The sequence below is a fragment of the Bacillus sp. FSL W8-0116 genome, assembly GCF_038003825.1.
Taxonomy (GTDB): Bacteria; Bacillota; Bacilli; order Bacillales; family DSM-4216; genus Bacillus_O; species Bacillus_O smithii.
On sequence record NZ_JBBOPY010000001.1, the window covers coordinates 1830059 to 1851751 of the forward strand.

Annotated in this window: 21 protein-coding genes and 2 pseudogenes; 4 read left to right on the forward strand and 19 right to left on the reverse strand. The window is 39.9% G+C overall.

What is annotated here, in order from left to right:
• Positions 1–138: 138 nt before the first annotated feature.
• The 7 genes from rplI to ychF form a co-directional block, all read right to left on the reverse strand.
• Entirely contained in the window at positions 139–588 is a 450-nt protein-coding gene (gene rplI, locus N1I86_RS08625; RefSeq protein ID WP_003353445.1) for a 50S ribosomal protein L9, read from the reverse strand.
• Positions 585–2558 carry a DHH family phosphoesterase gene (locus tag N1I86_RS08630; RefSeq protein ID WP_341095943.1) on the reverse strand — a complete coding sequence of 658 codons (1974 nt, stop codon included), beginning with the start codon at positions 2556–2558 and terminating at the stop codon, positions 585–587. Before N1I86_RS08630 ends, rplI begins: the two co-directional genes overlap by 4 nt.
• Before the next feature lie 16 nt (positions 2559–2574).
• Complete coding sequence (locus tag N1I86_RS08635; RefSeq protein WP_341095946.1) at positions 2575–3513, reverse strand: YybS family protein; 939 nt, start codon at positions 3511–3513, stop codon at positions 2575–2577.
• Positions 3514–3736: 223 nt separating this feature from the next.
• Positions 3737–3973, reverse strand: a complete 237-nt coding sequence (rpsR, locus tag N1I86_RS08640) for a 30S ribosomal protein S18 (RefSeq protein ID WP_003353442.1) — start codon at positions 3971–3973, stop codon at positions 3737–3739.
• Positions 3974–4000: 27 nt separating this feature from the next.
• The gene (gene ssb, locus N1I86_RS08645) at positions 4001–4507 is read right to left on the reverse strand and encodes a single-stranded DNA-binding protein (RefSeq protein ID WP_270583192.1); all 507 of its coding nucleotides are present in this window, start codon (positions 4505–4507) and stop codon (positions 4001–4003) included.
• A gap of 72 nt (positions 4508–4579) precedes the next feature.
• Positions 4580–4867: a 30S ribosomal protein S6 gene (gene rpsF, locus N1I86_RS08650; protein ID WP_003353439.1), complete on the reverse strand. Its 288-nt coding sequence runs from the start codon at positions 4865–4867 to the stop codon at positions 4580–4582.
• Between the two features lie 348 nt (positions 4868–5215).
• Positions 5216–6316 (reverse strand): redox-regulated ATPase YchF, encoded by a 1101-nt coding sequence (ychF, locus tag N1I86_RS08655; protein ID WP_048624328.1) that lies wholly within the window; start codon positions 6314–6316, stop codon positions 5216–5218.
• Positions 6317–6404: 88 nt separating this feature from the next.
• On the opposite strand from ychF, the gene N1I86_RS08660 reads away from it, so the two are divergent.
• The gene (locus tag N1I86_RS08660; RefSeq protein WP_040341065.1) at positions 6405–6716 is read left to right on the forward strand and encodes a hypothetical protein; all 312 of its coding nucleotides are present in this window, start codon (positions 6405–6407) and stop codon (positions 6714–6716) included.
• 83 nt (positions 6717–6799) lie between these two features.
• Here N1I86_RS08660 and N1I86_RS08665 read toward each other — a convergent pair whose 3' ends face one another.
• Together N1I86_RS08665 and N1I86_RS08670 are read right to left on the reverse strand one after the other, a co-directional pair.
• On the reverse strand, positions 6800–7003 hold the full coding sequence (locus N1I86_RS08665) for a DUF951 domain-containing protein (RefSeq protein WP_003353436.1): 204 nt from the start codon (positions 7001–7003) through the stop codon (positions 6800–6802).
• A 14-nt stretch (positions 7004–7017) separates the two neighbouring features.
• The gene (locus N1I86_RS08670; RefSeq protein WP_341095949.1) at positions 7018–7917 is read right to left on the reverse strand and encodes a mechanosensitive ion channel family protein; all 900 of its coding nucleotides are present in this window, start codon (positions 7915–7917) and stop codon (positions 7018–7020) included.
• Positions 7918–8097: 180 nt separating this feature from the next.
• Between N1I86_RS08670 and yyaC the strand changes: the two genes are divergently transcribed.
• Positions 8098–8712, forward strand: coding sequence for a spore protease YyaC (gene yyaC / locus N1I86_RS08675; protein ID WP_270583195.1), 615 nt, complete (start codon positions 8098–8100; stop codon positions 8710–8712).
• A gap of 45 nt (positions 8713–8757) precedes the next feature.
• On the opposite strand, the gene N1I86_RS08680 is transcribed toward yyaC, so the two are convergent.
• From N1I86_RS08680 to mnmG, 6 genes and pseudogenes are all read right to left on the reverse strand, one after another.
• On the reverse strand, positions 8758–9465 hold the full coding sequence (locus N1I86_RS08680; protein WP_048624332.1) for a DUF554 domain-containing protein: 708 nt from the start codon (positions 9463–9465) through the stop codon (positions 8758–8760).
• A 148-nt stretch (positions 9466–9613) separates the two neighbouring features.
• The gene (locus tag N1I86_RS08685) at positions 9614–10471 is read right to left on the reverse strand and encodes a ParB/RepB/Spo0J family partition protein (RefSeq protein WP_341095952.1); all 858 of its coding nucleotides are present in this window, start codon (positions 10469–10471) and stop codon (positions 9614–9616) included.
• Positions 10464–11225 (reverse strand): ParA family protein, encoded by a 762-nt coding sequence (locus tag N1I86_RS08690; protein WP_003353431.1) that lies wholly within the window; start codon positions 11223–11225, stop codon positions 10464–10466. The genes N1I86_RS08685 and N1I86_RS08690 overlap by 8 nt, the downstream gene beginning before the upstream one ends.
• A gap of 283 nt (positions 11226–11508) precedes the next feature.
• Entirely contained in the window at positions 11509–12363 is an 855-nt protein-coding gene (gene noc / locus N1I86_RS08695; RefSeq protein ID WP_341095953.1) for a nucleoid occlusion protein, read from the reverse strand.
• Positions 12364–12557: 194 nt separating this feature from the next.
• The gene (rsmG, locus tag N1I86_RS08700) at positions 12558–13274 is read right to left on the reverse strand and encodes a 16S rRNA (guanine(527)-N(7))-methyltransferase RsmG (protein WP_341095955.1); all 717 of its coding nucleotides are present in this window, start codon (positions 13272–13274) and stop codon (positions 12558–12560) included.
• 192 nt (positions 13275–13466) lie between these two features.
• Positions 13467–14975, reverse strand: a pseudogene (mnmG, locus tag N1I86_RS08705) (tRNA uridine-5-carboxymethylaminomethyl(34) synthesis enzyme MnmG); the annotation flags it as partial.
• Positions 14976–15079: 104 nt separating this feature from the next.
• On the opposite strand from mnmG, the gene N1I86_RS08710 reads away from it, so the two are divergent.
• Positions 15080–16123 (forward strand): IS30 family transposase, encoded by a 1044-nt coding sequence (locus N1I86_RS08710; RefSeq protein WP_048622401.1) that lies wholly within the window; start codon positions 15080–15082, stop codon positions 16121–16123.
• Between the two features lie 219 nt (positions 16124–16342).
• Here the strand turns inward: N1I86_RS08710 and N1I86_RS08715 are convergent.
• From N1I86_RS08715 to rpmH, 4 genes and pseudogenes are all read right to left on the reverse strand, one after another.
• Positions 16343–16738 (reverse strand): annotated as a pseudogene (locus N1I86_RS08715) (FAD-dependent oxidoreductase); the annotation flags it as partial.
• Between the two features lie 32 nt (positions 16739–16770).
• Positions 16771–18150 carry a tRNA uridine-5-carboxymethylaminomethyl(34) synthesis GTPase MnmE gene (mnmE, locus tag N1I86_RS08720; protein ID WP_187118544.1) on the reverse strand — a complete coding sequence of 460 codons (1380 nt, stop codon included), beginning with the start codon at positions 18148–18150 and terminating at the stop codon, positions 16771–16773.
• A gap of 880 nt (positions 18151–19030) precedes the next feature.
• Positions 19031–19387 carry a ribonuclease P protein component gene (gene rnpA, locus N1I86_RS08725; RefSeq protein ID WP_003353424.1) on the reverse strand — a complete coding sequence of 119 codons (357 nt, stop codon included), beginning with the start codon at positions 19385–19387 and terminating at the stop codon, positions 19031–19033.
• Between the two features lie 93 nt (positions 19388–19480).
• Entirely contained in the window at positions 19481–19615 is a 135-nt protein-coding gene (gene rpmH, locus N1I86_RS08730) for a 50S ribosomal protein L34 (protein WP_003353423.1), read from the reverse strand.
• Positions 19616–20259: 644 nt separating this feature from the next.
• Between rpmH and dnaA the strand changes: the two genes are divergently transcribed.
• Positions 20260–21603: a chromosomal replication initiator protein DnaA gene (gene dnaA / locus N1I86_RS08735; RefSeq protein ID WP_341095958.1), complete on the forward strand. Its 1344-nt coding sequence runs from the start codon at positions 20260–20262 to the stop codon at positions 21601–21603.
• Positions 21604–21693: the final 90 nt, after the last annotated feature.

Genomic DNA, 21693 nt, shown 5'->3' on the forward strand with positions numbered 1-21693 from the left:
CCTCCAAATTCACAATATATAGACAAGGATGATGGATATAGTTTATCTATATATTGTCAAAGGGATCTTAACCCTCTGAATCAGCCCTTTTCTTTTTAACTATTTTATCATGAAAACAAGCCGAACGGTTTGGTAAAATTAGTTGTCTTCTGAAACATGAACTTTTAACACGGCCGTAACGTCAGGATGAAGCTTAACCGGAACGTTCGTATATCCCAATGAACGAATGGCATCGTCCAATTCAATTTTCCGTTTATCCAGTTTAATTTTATGGGTTTTGTTTAATTCTTCCGCGATTTGTTTGCTTGTGACAGAGCCGAACAATCGCCCGCCTTCTCCAGCTTTTGCTTTTAATTCCACCGTCGTGTTTTCAAGAACTTCTTTTAATTTTTTAGCATTTTCCAGTTCTTGCTTTGCCAATTCCGCTTCTTTTTTCTTTTGTGCTTCCAAAGCTTTTAAATTGGCTGGCGTCGCTTCGATCGCCAAATTCTTTTTGAATAAGAAATTGTGGGCGTATCCATCTGCCACATTTTTAATTTCTCCTTTTTTTCCTTTGCCTTTTACATCTTGAAGGAATATTACTTTCATGATTCCATTCCCCCTTCTACATATTTTTGAATAGCTTTCCAAAGTCGAACTTCGACTTCCTCGATGGTCGTATCCTCCAGTTGTGTTGCGGCGTTGGTCAAATGTCCTCCGCCTTCCAATTCCTCCATAATTAGCTGTACATTGACGTCACCAAGAGAACGGGCGCTGACTCCCACTTTGTTATCTTTCCGCTTGGCAATGACAAAGGAGGCTCTCACGCCGTCCATCATAAGCAACGTGTCGGCTGCCTGCGCGATCAAAACGGGATCGTATTCCTCTTCTTCGCTTCCCACGGCAACCGCAATTCCATTTGGCTGGATGGATACAGTTTCAATTAGTTTCGAACGCTGAATATACGTATCAATATTTTCTTTTAAAAATTTTTGAACTAGAGCGGTATCAGCTCCTTGTGCCCTCAAGTAGGAAGCTGCATCAAATGTCCGTGATCCGGTTCTCAATGAGAAGCTTTTGGTGTCCACCGTAATTCCGGCAAGCAGAGCCGTCGCCTCCAGCATGGAGATTTTTTCTTCTTTTGGCTGGTACTCTAGTAATTCCGTTACCAACTCTGAAGTAGAGGAGGAGTATGGTTCCATATAGACGAGCATCGGATTTTGGACGAAATCCTCCCCTCGGCGATGATGATCGACTACCACTATCTTCTCTATTTTACTCAATAATTTCTCATCAATCACGAGCGAAGGCTTATGAGTATCCACTACTACCAGCAACGTTTTTTCTGTGACCATTTCCAACGCCTCATCCGGAGTAATAAAGCGCGAATAGAGGTCAGGGTCTTTCTTCACTTCCGCCAGCAGCCGTTTCACACCCTTATCTATTTGAGAAAAATTTAATACGATATAGCCTTCCTTCTGATTCATACGAGCCATTTTGCTTATCCCAATTGCCGCGCCGATTGCGTCCATATCCGGAAATTTATGGCCCATCACCATTACTTTATCGCTGGCAATCATCAATTCCTTTAACGCGTGAGAAATCACTCGCGCGCGAACTCTAGTCCTTTTTTCCATTGGATTGGTTTTTCCACCGTAAAACTTGACTTTTCCGCTCGATTCTTTAATGGCAACTTGGTCGCCTCCACGCCCAAGGGCTAAGTCCAAACTGGATTGTGCCAACGTCCCCAGTTCCGGCAGAGACATTGCGCCCGTTCCAATTCCAAAACTCAAAGTTAGCGGAACATTATGCTTAGAAGTCAATTCCCGTACTTCATCTAATACAGAAAATTTTTCTTTTTCAAGTTTCTTTAAAATCCCCTCATTGAAAACGGCAACAAATCTTTCTGTAGAAGTTCTCTTCAGAAAAATTCCAAACTCTTTTGCCCACTTATTTAATAGAGAAGTCACCATACTATTTAGGCTGCTTCGAGTTTGATCATCCATTCCTTGTGTAAGATCATCATAATTATCCAAATATATAATTGCAATCACCGTTTTAGCGTCTTTAAATTTCCTGACCATTTCTTGATGGTCCGTTTCATCAAACAGATACATAAGCCGTTCTTCCGGCTTAAACACCACCCGAAACTGCCTGTCATGTAAAGTCACAATCTCTTCCCTTGATTCCTGTTTGATCATCGGTACGAGTTCTTCCGCTACTTCATAAAGTGACCGTCCTATTAACGTTTCTTCCTTAAAATAAGAAGCAAAAAAAGGATTTGTCCATTCAATGTAGAGATCCTCGTTAAAAAGCAAGATCCCAATCGGCATTTCCGTCAAGGCTTCTTCTCCCACTCGTTTGACACGATAAGAAAGCGTTGAGATATACTCTTCAATTTCGTGGGAAATCAATTGCTCTGAACGGAAAATTTGAAAAAATAAAGCAGCTATAATGATAAACCCAACGAGGCTTAACCACCAGTAAAATAGCGCTAGCACAGATAACAAAGCAATGGACATAATGATTAATCCGATCAACGGATACCTTATGTTCCGCCTGTTATAATAAGAAAGCATAACTTCAGCTCCTAAGTCATGGTTTTTGTTGGAGGCGCTGTTTTAAATCAAAACCTAAATCCATTATACCTAATATCCGAACAAGATAAAGCACCGGAAAAAAGAGAAAAGAAAGAACTGTCAGCGCTGTTGGGACCGCTTTCGGCCAATTTTTTAAGTTCCCGAAAAAGTAAAGAAACGAAATCCCTTGAATGGTGAGACAGATTTGCAGCATAAATAACAAATTTATATAAATCATATACCACATACTCCCATTTTCAGGAACAAAGATAATGGCTGCGATTAAAACGATGATATAATACCATAATACGCTTTTCGGCATTTGCCATTCACGGATAGGCTTCCAAGAGGGAACCTCAACCCCTAATCTTTTCAAAATCGGAAAATGGATGACTGTAAACAGGAAAACCATGACAAACGAAGAAACGACAAATATACTTGGCACAAGAGCACGGAAATAGTCCATGCCAAATTCGAATTGCTCCATTGCTTTGTCAGGAACGGGCTCTCCCAGTTGATCCATCATATGAACGGATCGCTCAAACGATTCTCTCAACATTTTCATGGAATCATCAATAAAATTAAAATGGAAGAAAAGAACAGCGACCACGTATTGAATGATCGTATTGGCCAAAAAGACCAAACTTCCCGCCATATAAACAGAGAACTTCCCTTTTTTTCGATAAAGAAAATAACCCATCGCCGCACCTGTTGTTCCATAGGCAAACCCAATCGAAACAGCGACAATATTTCCCGTTATCATAGATATGATAATGGCTGCAATGATGAGCATGACTGAGTTTTTGGCAGGGTATTTTGCGCTGTATATGAAAAATGGCAATATAAGAAAAAAGCTTGATGCAATCCAAAGTACCGGTATGTAAAGAGTGATGAGTAACAGGACTGCATAGAGAGCGAGCATCATCACTCCTTTTAATATTTGCGTATTTTTCACAAAAACACCTCTCTATGTCATGGTAAGTTGCTTAAGTTCATCACTTACCATTTTAGCTTTCATATCACGATGATTCAATATTCTTGGCAGACTGTTGAAATCGCTCTGTTTTATGGAATGTGCAGAAGAAACACAGATTTCATCCTATTAAACAGATGGCGCTTATTTTACAAATAAGCAAAAGCAGCAAGGATTCCATTCCCTGCTGCTTACTAAGAAAACCTTATTTATCTTCCGCTACATATGGCAGAAGTGCCATTTGACGTGCCCGTTTGATGGCACGAGTTAATTGCCGTTGATATTTAGCACTCGTTCCCGTTACACGACGTGGAAGGATTTTTCCACGTTCAGAAATGAACTTTTTCAAAAGATCTACATCTTTATAGTCGATGTGCGTAATTCCATTTGCTGTGAAATAGCACACTTTCCGACGTCTACGTCCGCCTCTGCGTCCAGCCATGTCATTCCCTCCTTTGTCCAAATTTCTTTAAAATGGGAGATCATCATCAGAAATATCAATTTGTTGTCCGTCATTGGCAAACGGATCTTCATCCACACGTGTATAATCATCGTTTCTACGTTGATTCTGATTAGGGCTAAAAGGAAAATCCTGAGGTTTTTGGCCACCATATACTCCCAATTCACCGCTGCGGTCGGCTGTATTAGAAGAAGCGCCGCGTGGTTCCAAAAATTGAACGCTTTCGGCTAACACTTCCGTCACGTATACACGTCTTCCGTCTTGCGCTTCATAGTTTCGTGTTTGCAAACGGCCATCCACACCAGCTAAGCTACCTTTTTTCAAATAGTTTGCCACATTTTCAGCAGGTCGTCGCCATACGACACAATTAATAAAATCCGCTTCTCTTTCACCCTGTTGATTCGTATAATTACGATTGACAGCAAGAGTAAAAGTTGCAACTGCCACTCCATTCGGTGTATACCGAAGCTCAGGATCCCTTGTTAACCGACCGACTAAAACGACACGGTTCATCATCAGAATCAACCTCCTTTTTTACACGTGTTTCACGTGAAACATATATGATCGAGATTACAAAAATTCATCCGATTATTCTTCTTCTCTAACAACGATGTGGCGAATGATATCGTCGCTGATTTTAGCTAAGCGATCGAATTCTTGAACAGCTTCCGGATTAGAATTTACATGAACAATGTGGTAAATTCCTTCGCGGAAGTCGTTAATTTCGTAAGCTAAACGACGTTTTCCCCACTCTTTCGAATCGATGATTTCCGCTCCGTTGGAAGACAAAATGTTGTCAAAACGTTCTACGATTGATTTTTTCGTTTCATCATCAACATTTGGGCGGATAATGTACATTAATTCGTACTTTCTCATCATTCTTTCACCTCCTCATGGTCTATACGGCTCTTTTAGTAAAAAGAGCAAGGAGTAATAATCTTTCATTACTCACAAGTTGATAGTATACCATAGTTTTAACGAAAAAGCAATTTCCCATAAATGTTGTGCAGTATAAAAAAACGATGGTAATGTGTATCTATCATTGTCTTGTTTATTATACCATAAACAGAACGAATGTTCCTGATTATTTTTTAAAATCTGAAAAAAAGATCGCTTTTCAACTGAATCTTGTATTTTCAACTGTTACAAAATAATTTGTTTCCTTAATATACACTGAAAAGAAAAAATCCGCTAAAAACACAGCGGATTTTCCCATCAACTTCATTATACGTTGAAACGGAAATGAATGACATCTCCATCCTGCACGACATAATCTTTTCCTTCCAGTCGCACTTTGCCGGCTTCGCGGGCCCCAACCATAGAACCTGCTTCGATTAAGTCTTCATAAGAAACTACTTCCGCCCGGATAAATCCTCGTTCAAAATCCGAATGGATAATACCGGCGCATTCCGGTGCTTTCATTCCTTTTTTAAACGTCCAAGCGCGCACTTCCGGCTCACCCGCCGTAAAATACGTCGCCAAACCGAGCAAATGATAAGCAGCGCGAATCAATTGATCAAGCCCTGATTCTTCGATGCCTAGTTCTTGAAGGAACATCGCTTTTTCTTCATCCTCCAATTCGGCGATCTCTTCCTCAATCTTTGCACATACCACGATGACTTCAGCATTGTCTTTTTCTGCAAATTCACGTACTTGCTGTACATATTGGTTGTTGGAGGCGTCCGCTGCATCGTCTTCTCCTACATTGGCGACATAAAGAACCGGTTTCATCGTCAACAATTGGAAACCTTTCACAAGTTTTTCTTGTTCTTCGGTGAATTCTACCGTACGAGCCGGTTTTTCCGCTTCAAAGGCTTCTTTTAATTTGCTCAACACTTCAAATTCAGCCATAGCTGCTTTATCTTTTTGCTTCGCGATCTTTTCCACTTTTCCAATTCGCTTTTCAACTGTTTCCAAGTCCGCCAAAATTAATTCTAAATTGATCGTTTCTATATCGGCAATCGGATCTACTTTTCCAGCAACATGGGTAATATTTTCATCGGCAAAACATCTTACGACATGACAAATCGCATCCACTTGGCGAATATGGGAAAGAAATTTATTTCCTAATCCTTCCCCTTTGCTGGCACCTTTTACAATTCCGGCAATATCTGTGAATTCAAAAGTGGTCGGAACGATTTTTTTGGGATGAACGATCTCTGCCAATCGATTAAGACGTTGATCCGGAACTTCCACCATTCCTACATTGGGATCAATCGTACAAAATGGATAGTTCGCTGATTCAGCTCCCGCCTTTGTAATCGCATTAAATAAGGTAGATTTTCCAACGTTCGGCAAGCCGACAATTCCGGCTGTTAAAGCCATAAATAGTCACTCCTCTATTTATATAACTTTCATCCATAATTGTTCTGCTTTCTAAAAACGGCTGCAACAAAGAAAAAGATATTTATAAATGAGCCTCTTTCCTCTTGAAAAAAGAATAAAAAATTGTCAGTCTACAATAAAACCTTTTCCAATTATAGAGATAAGAAAGAAAAATGACAAGAACCGCGTCTTGGCATCTCTTTTAATCCTGTTCCGAATACTTCCAATGAAAAAGAGTGAACGTCTTTGTCATCAAGAGATAGGCTTTTTTGTGATTCAAGAAGCATCTCAAATGACAAACCATTGTCATATCGTGGAAACATTACAAAACAGCTGTGTGGCAAAGGAAAACTTTTTTGACAAAGAAAAAGACCTGAGTGGTTCTCATCAAAGATTGTAAGATTTCTCCATTTTCTCAATGGACAAATAAGAGGCCAATTTTAATAGAGGGGACAGCCCCTCTGAAAATGGCCTCATTTTCGTCTAGTTTTCCTGATCAGCCGATTCCAATACCCTTTTCATTTTTTTCACAAACTCTTTTCTTGGAATCAACACACTATGTCCGCAGCCCTGGCATTTTATACGGATGTCCATCCCCATTCGGATGATTTGCCAACGGTTCGTTCCACATGGATGCTGCTTTTTCATTTCTACAATATCATGCAGCTGAAAAGTTTTGGTGTCCATACACGATCACCCTCCTAACTCCTTTCCGTGTCTTTTTTTCCAATCATGCTTTCTTTTTCTTCACGAGAATACATGACAAGATGCGGAAATGGGATTTCGATGCCTTTTTCATCTAGACACAATTTTACTTCTTTTCTTATCATCCGGGCAATATACATATGATTCATGGGCGTTGTTTCGGCAACAATTCTCAATACTACTTCCGTTGCCCCCATGTTTTGGATGCCAAGCAGCTGTGGTGGAGCAACTAACTCTTCGTATTTATCAGGAAGGGTCTTTAAGAGCTCTTCAATCGTTTGCTCCACTTCCTCAATATTTTCTTCATAAGCAACGGTAACGTCGACAATCGCTAAACTGTTGTGCAAAGAAAAGTTCGTCACTTCTGTTATACTGCCATTAGGCAAAATATGAAGCTCGCCTGTCCAGCTTTTGATTTTTGTCGTCCGCAGCCCGATTTCTTCCACATATCCTTCATATTTGCCAATGCGAATATAGTCGCCTACTGAAAATTGATCCTCGAAAATAATAAAAAATCCCGTAATGACATCTTTAACTAAACTTTGCGCTCCAAAACCAACAGCCAGACCAACTACTCCAGCACCCGCGATCAAACCTTTTATATCAAATGTCATAATCGACAGTATATTAACAAAAGCGATAAAATACACCACATAGGTAAGAACATTTTCCAGCAGCCTTAATAAGGTGTTTTCCCTTCTTTCCGAAAAGTTTAAAAGAGATTTCGCACGCAATTTAAAGATATTACGGATCATCACTTTTCCGATTCGAATCACAATAGCTGCCAGCAATATCGTTACGATGATTTTCAGCGCTCCTTCACCAATGGACAGCCATAAATCTTCATTGGTCAATCTTTCCCATAACCGCTCAATCAATCTATCCCAAGTTTTCAAGTCGGTCCCCCCTTTTGGTTATCATTTAACGAAAACATTGATCTATTTTTGAAACGAATATTCCTTTTTTATCCAACAATGGATATTGCAGATAGATATTTTGGCAAGATTGTGCATTCCCACGTATAGAAAAATTGGTTTATCCGTATACTATAATACATCCGGAAGGGAGCGGTATAAATGAATATAAAAAATTGGCTGGACAAGAAAATAGAGCCTGTAAAAATTCACTATGAAGATGAAAACGCCGTCCAAATCATTTCAAAACAGCTTGTCTCACTTCTGCCTAAACAAAATCGGCCGATCGTATTCATATGTATCGGAACCGATCGGTCTACTGGCGATTCATTAGGGCCTTTAGTTGGGACATTGCTGGAAGAAAAACAGCTTTCTTCTTTTCATGTTTTGGGAACGTTGGACGATCCGGTTCATGCGGTAAATTTACAGGAAAAATTACATAAAGTACACAGCACTTTTGACAATCCGTTTATTATTGGAATCGACGCATGCCTGGGCCGCTTAAAAAGCATTGGATGTATCCAAATCAATCTAGGGCCCGTCAAACCTGGAGCGGGTGTTCAAAAAGATCTGCCCCCTGTAGGCGATGCCCATTTAACTGGCATCGTGAACGTCAGCGGATTCATGGAGTTTTTTGTTCTTCAAAATACCCGTCTAAATTTAGTGATGAAAATGGCCAAAATCATATCGCGAGGCATTTTAGAGGCGTCCTACCTTTATCCCGTCAAAAAATCTTTTTATCCATTGGAACTGAAAGAAAGGCAACAGCTCCCATAAAAATACTGGCTGCCCACTTTACTATGATCATATCATTAGCAGTTATCAAACAAAATAGTAAAAAATGACAAGAATGACCGTCACCACAAGGCTTGGCAAAAAATTGGCCACTTTGATTTTCGTTAACCCAAGAACGTTTAAGCCAATCGCGAAGATCATAATTCCTCCAACCGATGTCATTTCGGTAATAAAGGAATCTATCATTTCTTTTGGGACGAAATGGTTAATTTGTGTGGCAAACAAAGCGATCAAACCTTCATATAGAAAAACAGGTATAGCCGAAAATAAAACTCCCATTCCGAGAGTGGAGCTTAAAATAAGCGCCGTAAATCCATCCAGAATGGACTTCGTAAACAGCACTTGATGATTTCCCCTTATACCGCTGTCTAAAGCACCCACAATGCCCATGGCGCCAATAACAAAAATGAGCGTAGCGGTCACAAATCCTTCAGAAATGCTCCCACTACGGTTTGAATGATTGCCTATTTTTCTTTCGATCCATATGCCTAATTGATTTAATTTGTCTTCCAACGCCATCCATTCTCCGATGACAACACCGGCAACTAAACTGATCACAACGGCCAAAAAATTTTCGCTCTTCAATCCCATTTGCAGACCAAGCACTAATACAGCCAATCCGATCGCATGCATTACCGCATTTTTAATGCCTTCCGGTATATTGTGTAAAAATTTCCCTATAATCGAGCCGGCTAAAATGCTCAATCCGTTAACCAACGAGCCCAAAAGCACCATTCCAATTTCCTCCAATACTTCCGAAGTTGTTACAATCTTGAAGCGGCATTGTCATTATCTTGCGTTTTCGATGATATCGATAAGAATTCGCAGGAAATCTCGATTTAAAACAAAGCCCCAAAAATAAACCATCGTTGGATGGTTTTCTTTATCTTTCTTGCTGATCGAGCAGCTGAAGGATTCGATTTAAATCCTCTTTTGAAAAAAATTCAATCTCGATTTTTCCCTTTTCTTTATTTTTTCCTTGGCGAATCACCACATTGGTTCCCAGTCGATCTCGTAAAATGCTTTCTTGCTCTTTCAGAAAGACATCTTTTTCTTCTTTTTTCTTTTTTGTTTCACGTGAAACATTTTCGTTTAATTGCTGAATTAATTTTTCAAGCTGGCGGACATTGAGATGTTCTTTCATCACTTTTCCGACTAAATAAGGCAGCTTTTCTTTTTTCTTTAACCCCAGCAACGCTCTCCCATGTCCCATGGAGATTTTCCCGTCCGAAATATAAGCTTGAATTTCAGGTGGTAGAGAAAGAAGACGAAGATGATTGGCTATATGTGGACGGCTTTTTCCTAATCTATTCGCTAATTCTTCCTGAGTTAAACCAAGTTTATCCATTAGCATTTGATAGGCGGCTGCTTCTTCAATAGGTGTTAAATCCTCCCGCTGCAGGTTTTCAAGAACAGCCAGTTCCATCATTTGCTCATCTTTCATTTCTCGTACAATCACCGGGACTTTTTCCAATCCCGCTTCTTTTGCCGCTCGAAAACGTCTTTCCCCTGCAACAATCTCATATCCCTTTATACTCTTTCTGACAATCAACGGCTGCAGCACTCCATGTTCTGCTATGGATTGCTCTAATTCTTTAATTTTTTCTTTATGGAAAATTTTCCGTGGCTGATAAGGATTAGGGCGCAGTTCTTTTAATTTTACTTCTTTGATGACTTCTTCATTGGCCGGTTCCAAATTTTTAAATAGGGCGTCTATTCCTTTCCCGAGTCCCTTAGCCATTCATGGCCACCTCCTTGGCAAAATCTAAATAAACATCTGCTCCCCTTGATTTGGGATCATAAAGTATAATAGGCTTTCCATGGCTAGGCGCTTCACTCAGCCGGACATTGCGGGGAATGATCGTTCGATAGACTTTATCCTGAAAATATTTTTTGACTTCTTCAATGACTTGAATACCCAGATTCGTCCGAGCATCCAGCATGGTAAGAAGAACGCCGTCAATAGTAAGATCATGGTTTAAATGTTTTTGGACAAGACGAACGGTATTTAAAAGTTGGCTCAGCCCCTCGAGAGCATAATATTCGCATTGAACGGGAATAATTACGGAATCAGCTGCTGCCAATGCATTAATCGTTAACAAACCTAATGAAGGGGGACAATCTATAATAATGAAATCATATTCATGCTTGATTTTATCCAATGCGCTTTTCAATCGCACTTCCCGGGAAATAGTGGGGACGAGTTCAATCTCAGCACCTGCAAGATTGATCGTTGCCGGAACAACATACAAATTTTCAACAGCGGTCGGGTTCACTATTTTGGCTATATCAGCATCATCAACTAAAACATCATAAATGCATTGCTGAATTTCTCCCTTTTCAATACCGGCACCGCTCGTTGCATTTCCTTGAGGATCGATATCTACGAGCAGAACCTTTTTTCCTATGTAAGCAAGACAAGCGCCCAAATTGACGGATGTCGTTGTTTTCCCCACTCCTCCTTTTTGATTTGCAATTGCTATGACCTTGCCCACGGTTTTCACCTACCTTTTTGCTCTACCAATTATGTAATCTATTTTATCAAAGGCTGTGTTAAAGTACAGTGCAGATTTAACCACGATAGAATAAAGCGAAACTTACTTTTTATAAAAGATTCTTAAATCTAAATTATTTTTTTAAAATCAAAATTTTTTGTTTATTTAAGAGGGAGAAAGATTAGGAGGAGACTGGTCGTATCGATGCAATGAAGACAAATGTGAAAAGTCCATGAAAAAGTGAGAAACATTTATGAAATTGAATGCTTCTCACTCACGTAATCTATGATTTTTTTTTCGGGATTCGAATGGTAATTTGATAAAACTCTCCTAAATCTTTTTCTTCTGAATCCAGCTTGATTCCACTTTTTGCAACCATGGTAAGGGACTGTCTGATCGTATTAACCGCAATTCTCATATCTTTGCTGATTGCTTTTTTTCTCGGTTTCGGTTTTGCCGGTGTTTTGTCTAACATTTTGGCAACTCGTTCTTCGGTTTGTTTGACATTCAAATTTTTCTCGATAATTTCATTCAACAGCTGAATTTGTTTTTCAGGATCTTTGAGAGGAATGAGCGCCCTCGCATGTCTTTCTGTAATGTTTTTTTTCAATAAAGACTCTTGGATTTCTTGAGGCAGTTTTAGGAGACGAAGCTTATTGGCCACAGTGGATTGACCTTTTCCCAGCCTTTGAGCTAAAGCCTCTTGAGTTAAATTATGAAGCTCTAACAGCTTGCCGTAAGCCATTGCCTCTTCTATGGGTGAAAGCTCTTCCCTCTGTAAGTTTTCGATTAAGGCCACAGAAGCTGTTTCCGTATCATTTAAATTCTTTATAATAGCCGGTACCGTTTCCCATCCTAATTTCTGGACAGCCCGCCAACGTCTCTCGCCAGCAATGATTTCATATTTTCCTTGCTCAAATTCCCTGACAACAATCGGCTGAATAATCCCATGCGTATGAATTGTTCTGGATAATTCTATTATTTTTTCATCATCAAAAATCGTTCTCGGCTGAAAACGATTGGGGATAATTTGGGATATGGGGATGTGTTTTACTTCTTCTCTCTCACTCATTATTTCTTGCGTTTCATCAACTTCTTTTTCACCCAAACCAAAAAAACGAGAGAAAGGATGCTTCATCGTCCTCCACCACCTTTAGGAAACTCCCTTATTACATATTCTTTATCTTGACGACAAGTTCCTGCCATACCAATGGTCAATTCGTGTTTTTCAGTAATCTTCTTTCGACATTTTTTATATATTTCCCGGAAAATATTTTGACGGTCCGGACTTTTCCCTCTCTATAATAACTTTTTTCTCCTTATTATGGAACGTTATTCCAACGGCATTTTATTAGGCACTCCAGGCTTGCGCGGATATTTTTTAGGCGTTTGTTTTACTTTTTCAATCCAGATAATATTTCTTTCGCTTTGTTCGTACGGCAACAGAAACGATCCAATTTCTTTGATTTTGCCTCCCAAAGTGGAGATGGCTTTTTCAGCCGCACGCAGTTCTTCTTGGGCATAGGCAGCTTTCATCGCCAAAAAGGCTCCATTTTCTTTCACAAGCGGCAAACACAGTTCGCTCAACACCGACATTCTGGCAACGGCTCTAGCCGTGACCACATCGTAATGCTCGCGATGCTCTTTCTTTTGTCCAAAACTTTCTGCGCGGTCATGGTAAAAGGACGTATTTTCCAATTTCAATGTTTTGGCTAATTCCTCCAAAAAGGTAATTCGTTTTTTTAAAGAATCGACAATGGTTATTTTTAACGATGGAAATACGATTTTTAAAGGAATGCTTGGAAAACCGGCCCCCGCTCCCACGTCACATACCGACCATTCTTTGCGAAAATCGAAATAAAAAGCAGCGGAAATCGAATCATAAAAATGTTTTAAATAGACTTCTTCCCGATCGGTTATGGCAGTCAAATTCATTCGCTCGTTCCAGTCCACAAGCATTTCGTAATAGCGTTCGAATTGCTCAAGCTGAAAAGAAGTCAATATAATTCCTTTTTCTTTAAGTTTTTCTTGAAATTGATCAATGTTCATGACTTCATCATTCCCTATTTTGATTCTCTCACTTATAGGCAGTCATCCCCCACTTGTTCAAATCGACAAAAAGTGGGGGACATTTTTGAAAAAAACTATTTGCAGTGTCTTTCACGGAACTTTTCTCCCACAATGCTTATCGTATTCGTTCAGCTTGACGCTTCCGGGAAAATGATCCGATCCATATTCATTTTAATTAGCGATGCGTGCAATTTTTCCTTGTTCAATATAAACAAGCAAAATGGAAATATCCGCCGGATTGACGCCGGAAATACGTGACGCTTGAGCAATCGACAACGGCCGCACTTTTTTTAATTTTTGTCGAGCTTCTGTGGCAAGACCGTTGATGGCATCATAATCAATATCTTCCGGAATCTTTTTATTTTCCATTTTTTTCAACTTATCAACTTGCTGCAGCGATTTTTGAATATATCCTTCATATTTAATCTGAATTTCAACTTGTTCTTCGACTTCTGGGCTTAGCTCTTTTTCGGCCGGAACGATTTTTTTGATATGGTCATATGTCATTTCCGGTCTTTTCAGCAAGTCTGAAGCTCGGATCCCATCCTTAAGCGGGCTTCCTCCTGCTTCTGAAATCAGCTGCTGTACCTCTTCATTCGGCTTGATGATAGTAGATTTCAGCCGCTTCATTTCATTTTCAATGTCTTGCTTTTTATTTAAAAAGGCTTGATAGCGTTCTTCTTTAATTAATCCAAGCTTGTAGCCAATTTCCGTTAAACGAAGATCGGCATTATCATGACGGAGTAGCAAGCGGTATTCAGCCCGCGATGTCAGCAAACGATACGGTTCGTTCGTTCCTTTTGTCACCAAGTCGTCGATAAGCACTCCAATATAAGCATCGGATCTGCTTAAAATCACTTCTTCTTTTCCAAGAACCCGACATGCTGCATTAATACCTGCCATAATCCCTTGTCCAGCTGCTTCTTCATAGCCGGATGTTCCATTAATTTGACCGGCAGTATACAAATTCTTAATTTTTTTCGTTTCTAGAGTTGGCCACAGTTGTGTTGGCACGATCGCATCATATTCGATGGCATAGCCAGCACGCATTAATTGTGCTTTTTCAAGACCGGGGATAGTTTGCAAAATACGATGTTGCACATCTTCCGGCAGACTCGTAGACAAACCTTGAACATATACTTCCTCTGTATTTCGTCCTTCCGGTTCCAAGAAAATTTGATGACGTGGTTTGTCATGGAAACGAACGACTTTATCTTCAATGGACGGACAATATCGCGGTCCAGTCCCTTTAATCATACCGGAATACATTGGAGACCGGTCCAAGTTGGCATTAATGATTTTGTGTGTTTCCTCATTGGTATATGTCAGCCAGCAAGGGAGCTGGTCGGTGATAAATTTGGTCGTTTCATAACTGAAAGCTCTTGGTTCTTCATCGCCCGGTTGAATTTCCGTTTTGCTGTAATCGATAGTCTTGCTATTGACGCGCGGTGGTGTACCCGTTTTAAATCGAACAATGTCAAATCCAAGTTCTTTTAAATGCTCAGCAAGGCCTATCGAAGGTTGTTGATTATTCGGGCCGCTCGAATATTTCAAGTCTCCGATGATAATTTCCCCGCGCAAATAGGTTCCTGTCGTTAAAACGACTGTTTTTGAACGATACACCGCACCTGTTTTCGTTATAACCCCTTTACATTCATCATTTTCGACAATTAATTTTTGGCTAGTTGTATAATCAAATGCAACAAGCATAAAAAATGAAAAACCATAGATAAACCACGTATGATTAAGTCGACTAAAACAATATCGATACGGAGGATTTATCTATGGCAATTACTAATTCTACCATAGGAGCTCGGCATTTCAAACACTTAACGGCTTATGACCGTGGGAAAATTGCGGCCTTACACGCTGCTGGTAAGACTCAACAGGAGATTGCAGATTATGTTGGTTGTCACAAAAGCACCATCTCCCGTGAGTTAAGAAGAGGTACAGTGCCACAAAGAAAAAGCAACGGGAAAATTGTTCATGTCTATTTTCCAGACACAGGTCAACTTCTCTATGAGAGAAACAGGAAAGCCTGTGGCCGCAAGCTAAAACTAGACGATGCCATCGAGTTTATTAAGTATGCCGAAACTCAGATCCTTGATAAGAAATGGTCTCCTGATGCGGTATGTGGGAGAGCCAAACGTGATGGGAAATTCAAAGACAAAATGGTTTGCACCAAGACCCTTTATAACTATATTGATCTAGGACTTATAGGCGTTAAAAACATTGACCTACCTATGAAAATTACCCTGAACACCAAGAAAAAACGTAACCGGAAGAATAAGAAGATCTTAGGACGCAGTATCGATGAGCGACCAATTGAAGTCAATGAACGCCAAGAGTTTGGTCACTGGGAAATTGATACGGTTATAGGCAAGAAGACTAAAGATCAGGCCTTATTGACTCTTACTGAGCGCAAAACCCGTAAAGAAATAATTTTGAGAGTGACAGCCAAGGATAGTCTATCCGTTTCAGAAGTCATATCTCAGTTGAAAGTGTCTTATGGTAATCGGTTCTCTAAAGTGTTTAAAACCATTACGGCTGATAACGGTTCTGAATTTGCTGACCTCGGCCTTAGTGTTGAAAAAGATCTAACAGAGGTTTATTTTACACACCCTTACACATCCTGTGAACGAGGAACCAACGAGCGTCATAATGGCCTTATTAGGCGCTTCATACCAAAGGGGAGACCCATTTCCTCTGTGGCAGACGAAACCATTACCTATGTTGAAAATTGGTGTAACCATCTTCCAAGGAAGATCCTCAATTATCGTACACCTGAGGAGTGTTTCCAAATAGAGTTAGCTGGCTTAGCTTCTTAACCTTAAGCCAGCTAACCCAAAGGGTTGGTTTTTAGCAACTTGACAAAGAGCCTCTGCGGGCATGGCTACCAGCCATGAAGCCAGGTATACGGTACTGGCTGGGCCAACCAGGCTACCATGCCCACCACTCCACGTCAAGTCGCGCAGAGTGTCCCGATTCTACTTAATCATGGGTTATCTGGTCTTTCAATACTTGTTGCATTTAATATTGCAATTTAAGACAATTAATTTTTCAACCATTCCTTGAACTAATGTTAAATTCGGTTCGTTTTCCAGCGTTTTTTTCATTTCCCGCTGATATAAAACTTTATCCGCTTGCGCTCTTAGCGCACGGACGGCCGGACCTTTACCTGTATTTAACATTCTCATTTGGATATAGGTTTTATCAATATTTTTTCCCATTTCCCCGCCCAATGCGTCAATTTCGCGGACAACAATTCCTTTTGCCGGACCGCCGATTGACGGGTTGCAAGGCATAAATGCGATCATATCCAAGTTGATGGTAATCATTAACGTCTTAGCACCCATTCTGGCAGCAGCCAGGCCTGCTTCGACTCCAGCATGTCCGGCACCGACGACAATGACATCATATTGGCCTGCTTCATATTGCTGCATCGTAATATTCCTCCTCTAAAAAGTACTGATCATTATTTTCCAAGACAGAATTGTGAAAACAGCTGATTGATTAAACTTTCATGGACGCTATCCCCAATGATTTCACCGAGCAATTCCCACGTTCTTGTTAAGTCGATTTGCACCATGTCGACCGGCATAGACGCTTCCACTCCTGCAATCGCATCATTGATCGCATTAAGCGCTTGGTTCAGCAAAGCGATATGGCGACTGTTGGATACATAAGTAGCGTCCTGCGATTCGATCGACCCCTCGAAAAATAGTGAAGCAATCGCCTCCTCCAATTCATCAATTCCTTGTTCTTCCAACAGAGATGTCGTTACGATCTTATGGTTGTTTGCCAGTTTCTGTACCCGTTCCATATCAATTTTTTGGGGAAGATCGGTTTTGTTGACGATGACAATGACGTCCATTCCTTTTGCCGCTTCAAACAATTTTTCATCTTCCGGCGTCAGCTCTTCTGAATAATTTAATACGAGTAGAATTAAATCTGCTTCTTTTAGTACTTGCCGCGACCGTTCTACCCCTATACGTTCGACGATATCTTCCGTTTCCCGGATCCCCGCTGTATCCACTAATCGAAGAGGCACGCCTCTTACATTTACATATTCCTCAATTACATCGCGCGTTGTTCCCGGAATATTGGTGACGATCGCTTTATTTTCATGAACAAGAGCATTCAACAGCGATGATTTTCCTACATTCGGCCGGCCAATAATAACCGTTGACAATCCTTCTCTTAAAATTTTTCCTTGCTGAGACGTCCGTAACAGTTTTTCAATTTCTTGTTTGACGTATAAAGATTTTTTCAAAAGCAGCTCGTGGGTCATTTCTTCCACGTCATCATATTCCGGATAGTCAATATTCACTTCCACGTGAGCGAGCACTTCTAAAATTTCCTGACGAAGTTTACGGATCAACTTGGAAAGGCGTCCTTCTATTTGATTAAGAGCCACATTCATCGCTTTATCGGTTTTGGCGCGGATTAAATCCATCACTGCTTCTGCCTGCGACAAGTCAATACGTCCATTTAAAAAGGCTCTTTTTGTAAATTCACCCGGTTCTGCCATCCGGGCTCCCGAATTTAGTACTAGCTGCAATACACGATTCACCGAAACAAGGCCTCCGTGGCAGTTAATTTCCACCACGTCTTCCCTTGTAAACGTTTTGGGAGCCCTCATGACCGATACCATTACTTCTTCGACAACATTTCCGGTTTGTGGATCATGCAGTTGTCCGTAATGGATCGTATGGGTAGGAACGTCCGCCAATTTTTTTCCATTGGGGCTGTGAAACACTCGATCAGCAATAGAAACAGCATCGGGGCCGCTTAAACGAACGATCGCGATCGCTCCCTCCCCAAGCGGTGTCGAAATAGCTGCAATCGTGTCGATATCCATATCGACTCACCTCTTTTCGTCTCAAACTTTTGATCTATATAAATAAATTGGATTGGTTTTAAATCCTCTAAATTATTAGGTTACCACATAAGGTATTTCAAAAAAAGAACCTTGCTTTTTGTCAAGGCTTGGTTCAGATCTCATTTTATGATTTTCTACCCATAAGTGTATCAAAAAATATCCACAGTATAAACGGATAATGGTATTATTTTAACTTATTCACATGTGAATAACAATAATCAGATCGACCTTCGAACAGTGGCATTATAAACATGTGAATATCTTCGGAAGAAAAGACAGTTTTCAAAGTAAAACGAAGAGAATTAAGTGAGCGGGAAAGAGAAAGGATTGAAATGAGAGATAAGGAGAAAACTTTCACAAAAAAAACGACACAAGCCGTCTAGCTTGTGTTTTTCGTTTATAGAAATTAACAAATTTATACTTAAAATTTCCCTATATTATACAGTTATGAACTTTTCTTGAAATTAGAGCTTCTTTTTCACGCTACAAATATTAATTTCCACCCGATTTTTGGAGACGGAACGGTGAAAATTTTCTTTTATTTTGAGAGAAATGACGACAAAGAGATGGCGTTCCGCTCATTCTGAATGAGTCATCGTACAAGCGAAAATGTCTTATTCAACGGCGCCCCGTTTCACTCCCAAGCGCGCCAAAGACTGTTTGCACGTTTTCTTTAATGATTGGTCCGATCACCGTATATTCGTTCATATTTTTCTTCCCGTCCCTGACCGTCGTTCTTTATGCTGATTCTTTCCGCAAAAAAAACGGACATCTGTTTGAAGAGTGAAAAGCACGAAAAAGTCAGCAAGGTATACCTTATCAATCAATGATTGTCTGCCTTCCTACTTTAGGACTAACATTCACTTGAATTTTTGTTTAAAACCTTCGCTTTTTTTAAGACATGTACCAAACTTTTTTTGGTTTCATGAAAATCCATCTCCGCCGTAGGCTTTCTCGCAATCACCACAAAGTCGAACCCAGGTTTAATATCCTCTTTCAAATCACTGAATGTTTGCCTTATGTATCGTTTAATCCGATTTCTAATGACCGCTTTCCCTACTTTTTTACTGACGGATAACCCGATCCGAAAGGGCACCTTCTGCTCTTTTGGAAAATAGTACAAAACAAACTGACGGTTTGCCACTGAATTTCCACCTTTAAACACCATTTGAAATTCTTTATTTTTCTTGATCCGAAAAGCTTTCTTCATTTTTCTCATCCACCTATTTGATCCTTTACAGACGCTTTTCTTTAGCATCTATTTGCCCTAAAGCGAAAAAAGACCACTGAGGTTTTCAGTGGCCTATGCAGACAATACTTTTCTTCCTTTGCTACGACGGCGTGCCAATACTTTTCGTCCGTTTTTCGTGCTCATGCGTTTACGAAAACCATGAACTTTGCTTCTTCTCCGTTTATTCGGTTGATATGTTCTTTTCATTTTTATTACACCTCCCTGAGGATCGGTTAGTCAACAGTAAAAGACAGTCTAATTCATTATAAAGATCTTACGGTATCATTGTCAACTTGTTTCCAAAAAGCATCGATCAGCGTCCGGTGAAACAATCAATTATTTTCCATACGTCTGTGTGAAATGGGGATTTGAGATCCATTCAAATAGCAAGTTCTATCATTCTAGCAAAAAAATCTTTTTCATATTCAAAACAGCTTCTGAATAGATTTGTGGATATCTTTCGACAGTTTTTTTCTTATCCACATGGAATATTGACAAGTTTTAAACACGTCCCCTGCTTGTGGAAAACCGTTTTTGCACACCTTTTTGAAATTGTGGATAAACAGAGAAAGTCATTGCAACGACTAACATTATCTGCTATTATTAATGTGTTTTTACTCTGGATAGCTTTTCGGGATAAACTTACTTATCCACAACTGTGAATAACCTGTGGAAAGTTTATTCCACAACCTTGCAAAAAATTTATCCACATATTGCGGATTTTGTCGAAAAGCTATTTATATCATTATTATATAATTATCCACTATGCATAATATGCATAATTATAAATTCTACTAAAATGTTGCTATATGAATTTATAAAAGTTGATCATGCCCTAAGGAGGGGACGGCATGGAGAATATCGAGGATTTGTGGAATAAGACGCTTGCCAGTATTGAAAAAAAAATCAGCAAGCCAAGCTTCGAAACATGGCTAAAGTCTACCAAAGCTCATGCGCTTCAAGGCGACACATTAATCATCACCGCTCCCAATGAATTTGCCAGAGATTGGCTCGAAGGGCGTTATTCGCAGCTAATTGCGGGAGTTATCTATGAATTGATTGGTGAAGAACTAGAAATAAAATTTATCATCCCTCAAAATCAGGAAGAAAAGGATTATGACATTCCCGTTCCCAAAAAAGTCCAACCTAAAGATGATGAGTATGACTTTCCTCATAGTATGCTGAATCCAAAGTACACATTTGACACTTTTGTCATTGGATCCGGAAACCGTTTTGCCCATGCCGCTTCTTTAGCAGTGGCCGAAGCACCTGCTAAAGCATACAATCCTTTGTTTATCTATGGGGGAGTTGGATTGGGCAAAACCCACCTTATGCATGCGATCGGACACTATGTTCAAGAGCATAATCCTTCAGCGAAAGTTCTTTATATAACATCCGAAAAATTCACCAATGAATTTATTAATTCAATTCGCGATAACAAATCCGATGAATTTCGCAATAAATATCGAAATGTCGACGTTCTTTTAATTGATGATATTCAATTTTTAGCAAAAAAAGAACAAACACAAGAAGAATTTTTCCATACCTTTAATACGCTGCATGAGGAAAGCAAACAAATTGTCATCTCCAGTGACCGTCCTCCTAAAGAAATTCCAACTTTGGAGGATCGGCTGCGATCGCGTTTTGAGTGGGGATTAATTACGGATATCACCCCGCCTGATTTGGAGACAAGAATTGCCATCCTCCGCAAAAAAGCGAAAGCAGAAGGTTTGGACATCCCTAATGAAGCCATGCTTTATATAGCCAATCAAATAGATACAAATATTCGGGAGCTGGAAGGAGCTCTTATTCGTGTTGTTGCCTATTCTTCCCTTATCAATAAAGACATAAATGCCGATCTGGCAGCGGAAGCATTAAAGGATATTATTCCAAGTTCCAAGCCAAAAGTAATTACCATTCAAGAAATTCAACGTGTTGTAGGTGAACACTACAATGTAAAAATAGAAGACTTTAAAGCGAAAAAACGAACAAAGTCCATCGCGTTTCCAAGGCAAATTGCTATGTATTTGTCAAGGGAACTGACAGATTCCTCGCTGCCTAAAATCGGGGAAGAGTTTGGGGGCCGTGACCATACAACGGTTATTCATGCGCATGAGAAAATTTCGAAGCTGCTGCAAACGGATGAACAATTGAAGAGAAGTATTGCGGAAATTGAAAATAAATTGAAATCGTAAAAGGGAATACTGTGAATAACATGAGCAAGGCTAGCCACAGTCTGTCCACATGTGGATAGGCTGTGTTTTCGTGTAATTAACAAGTTTATC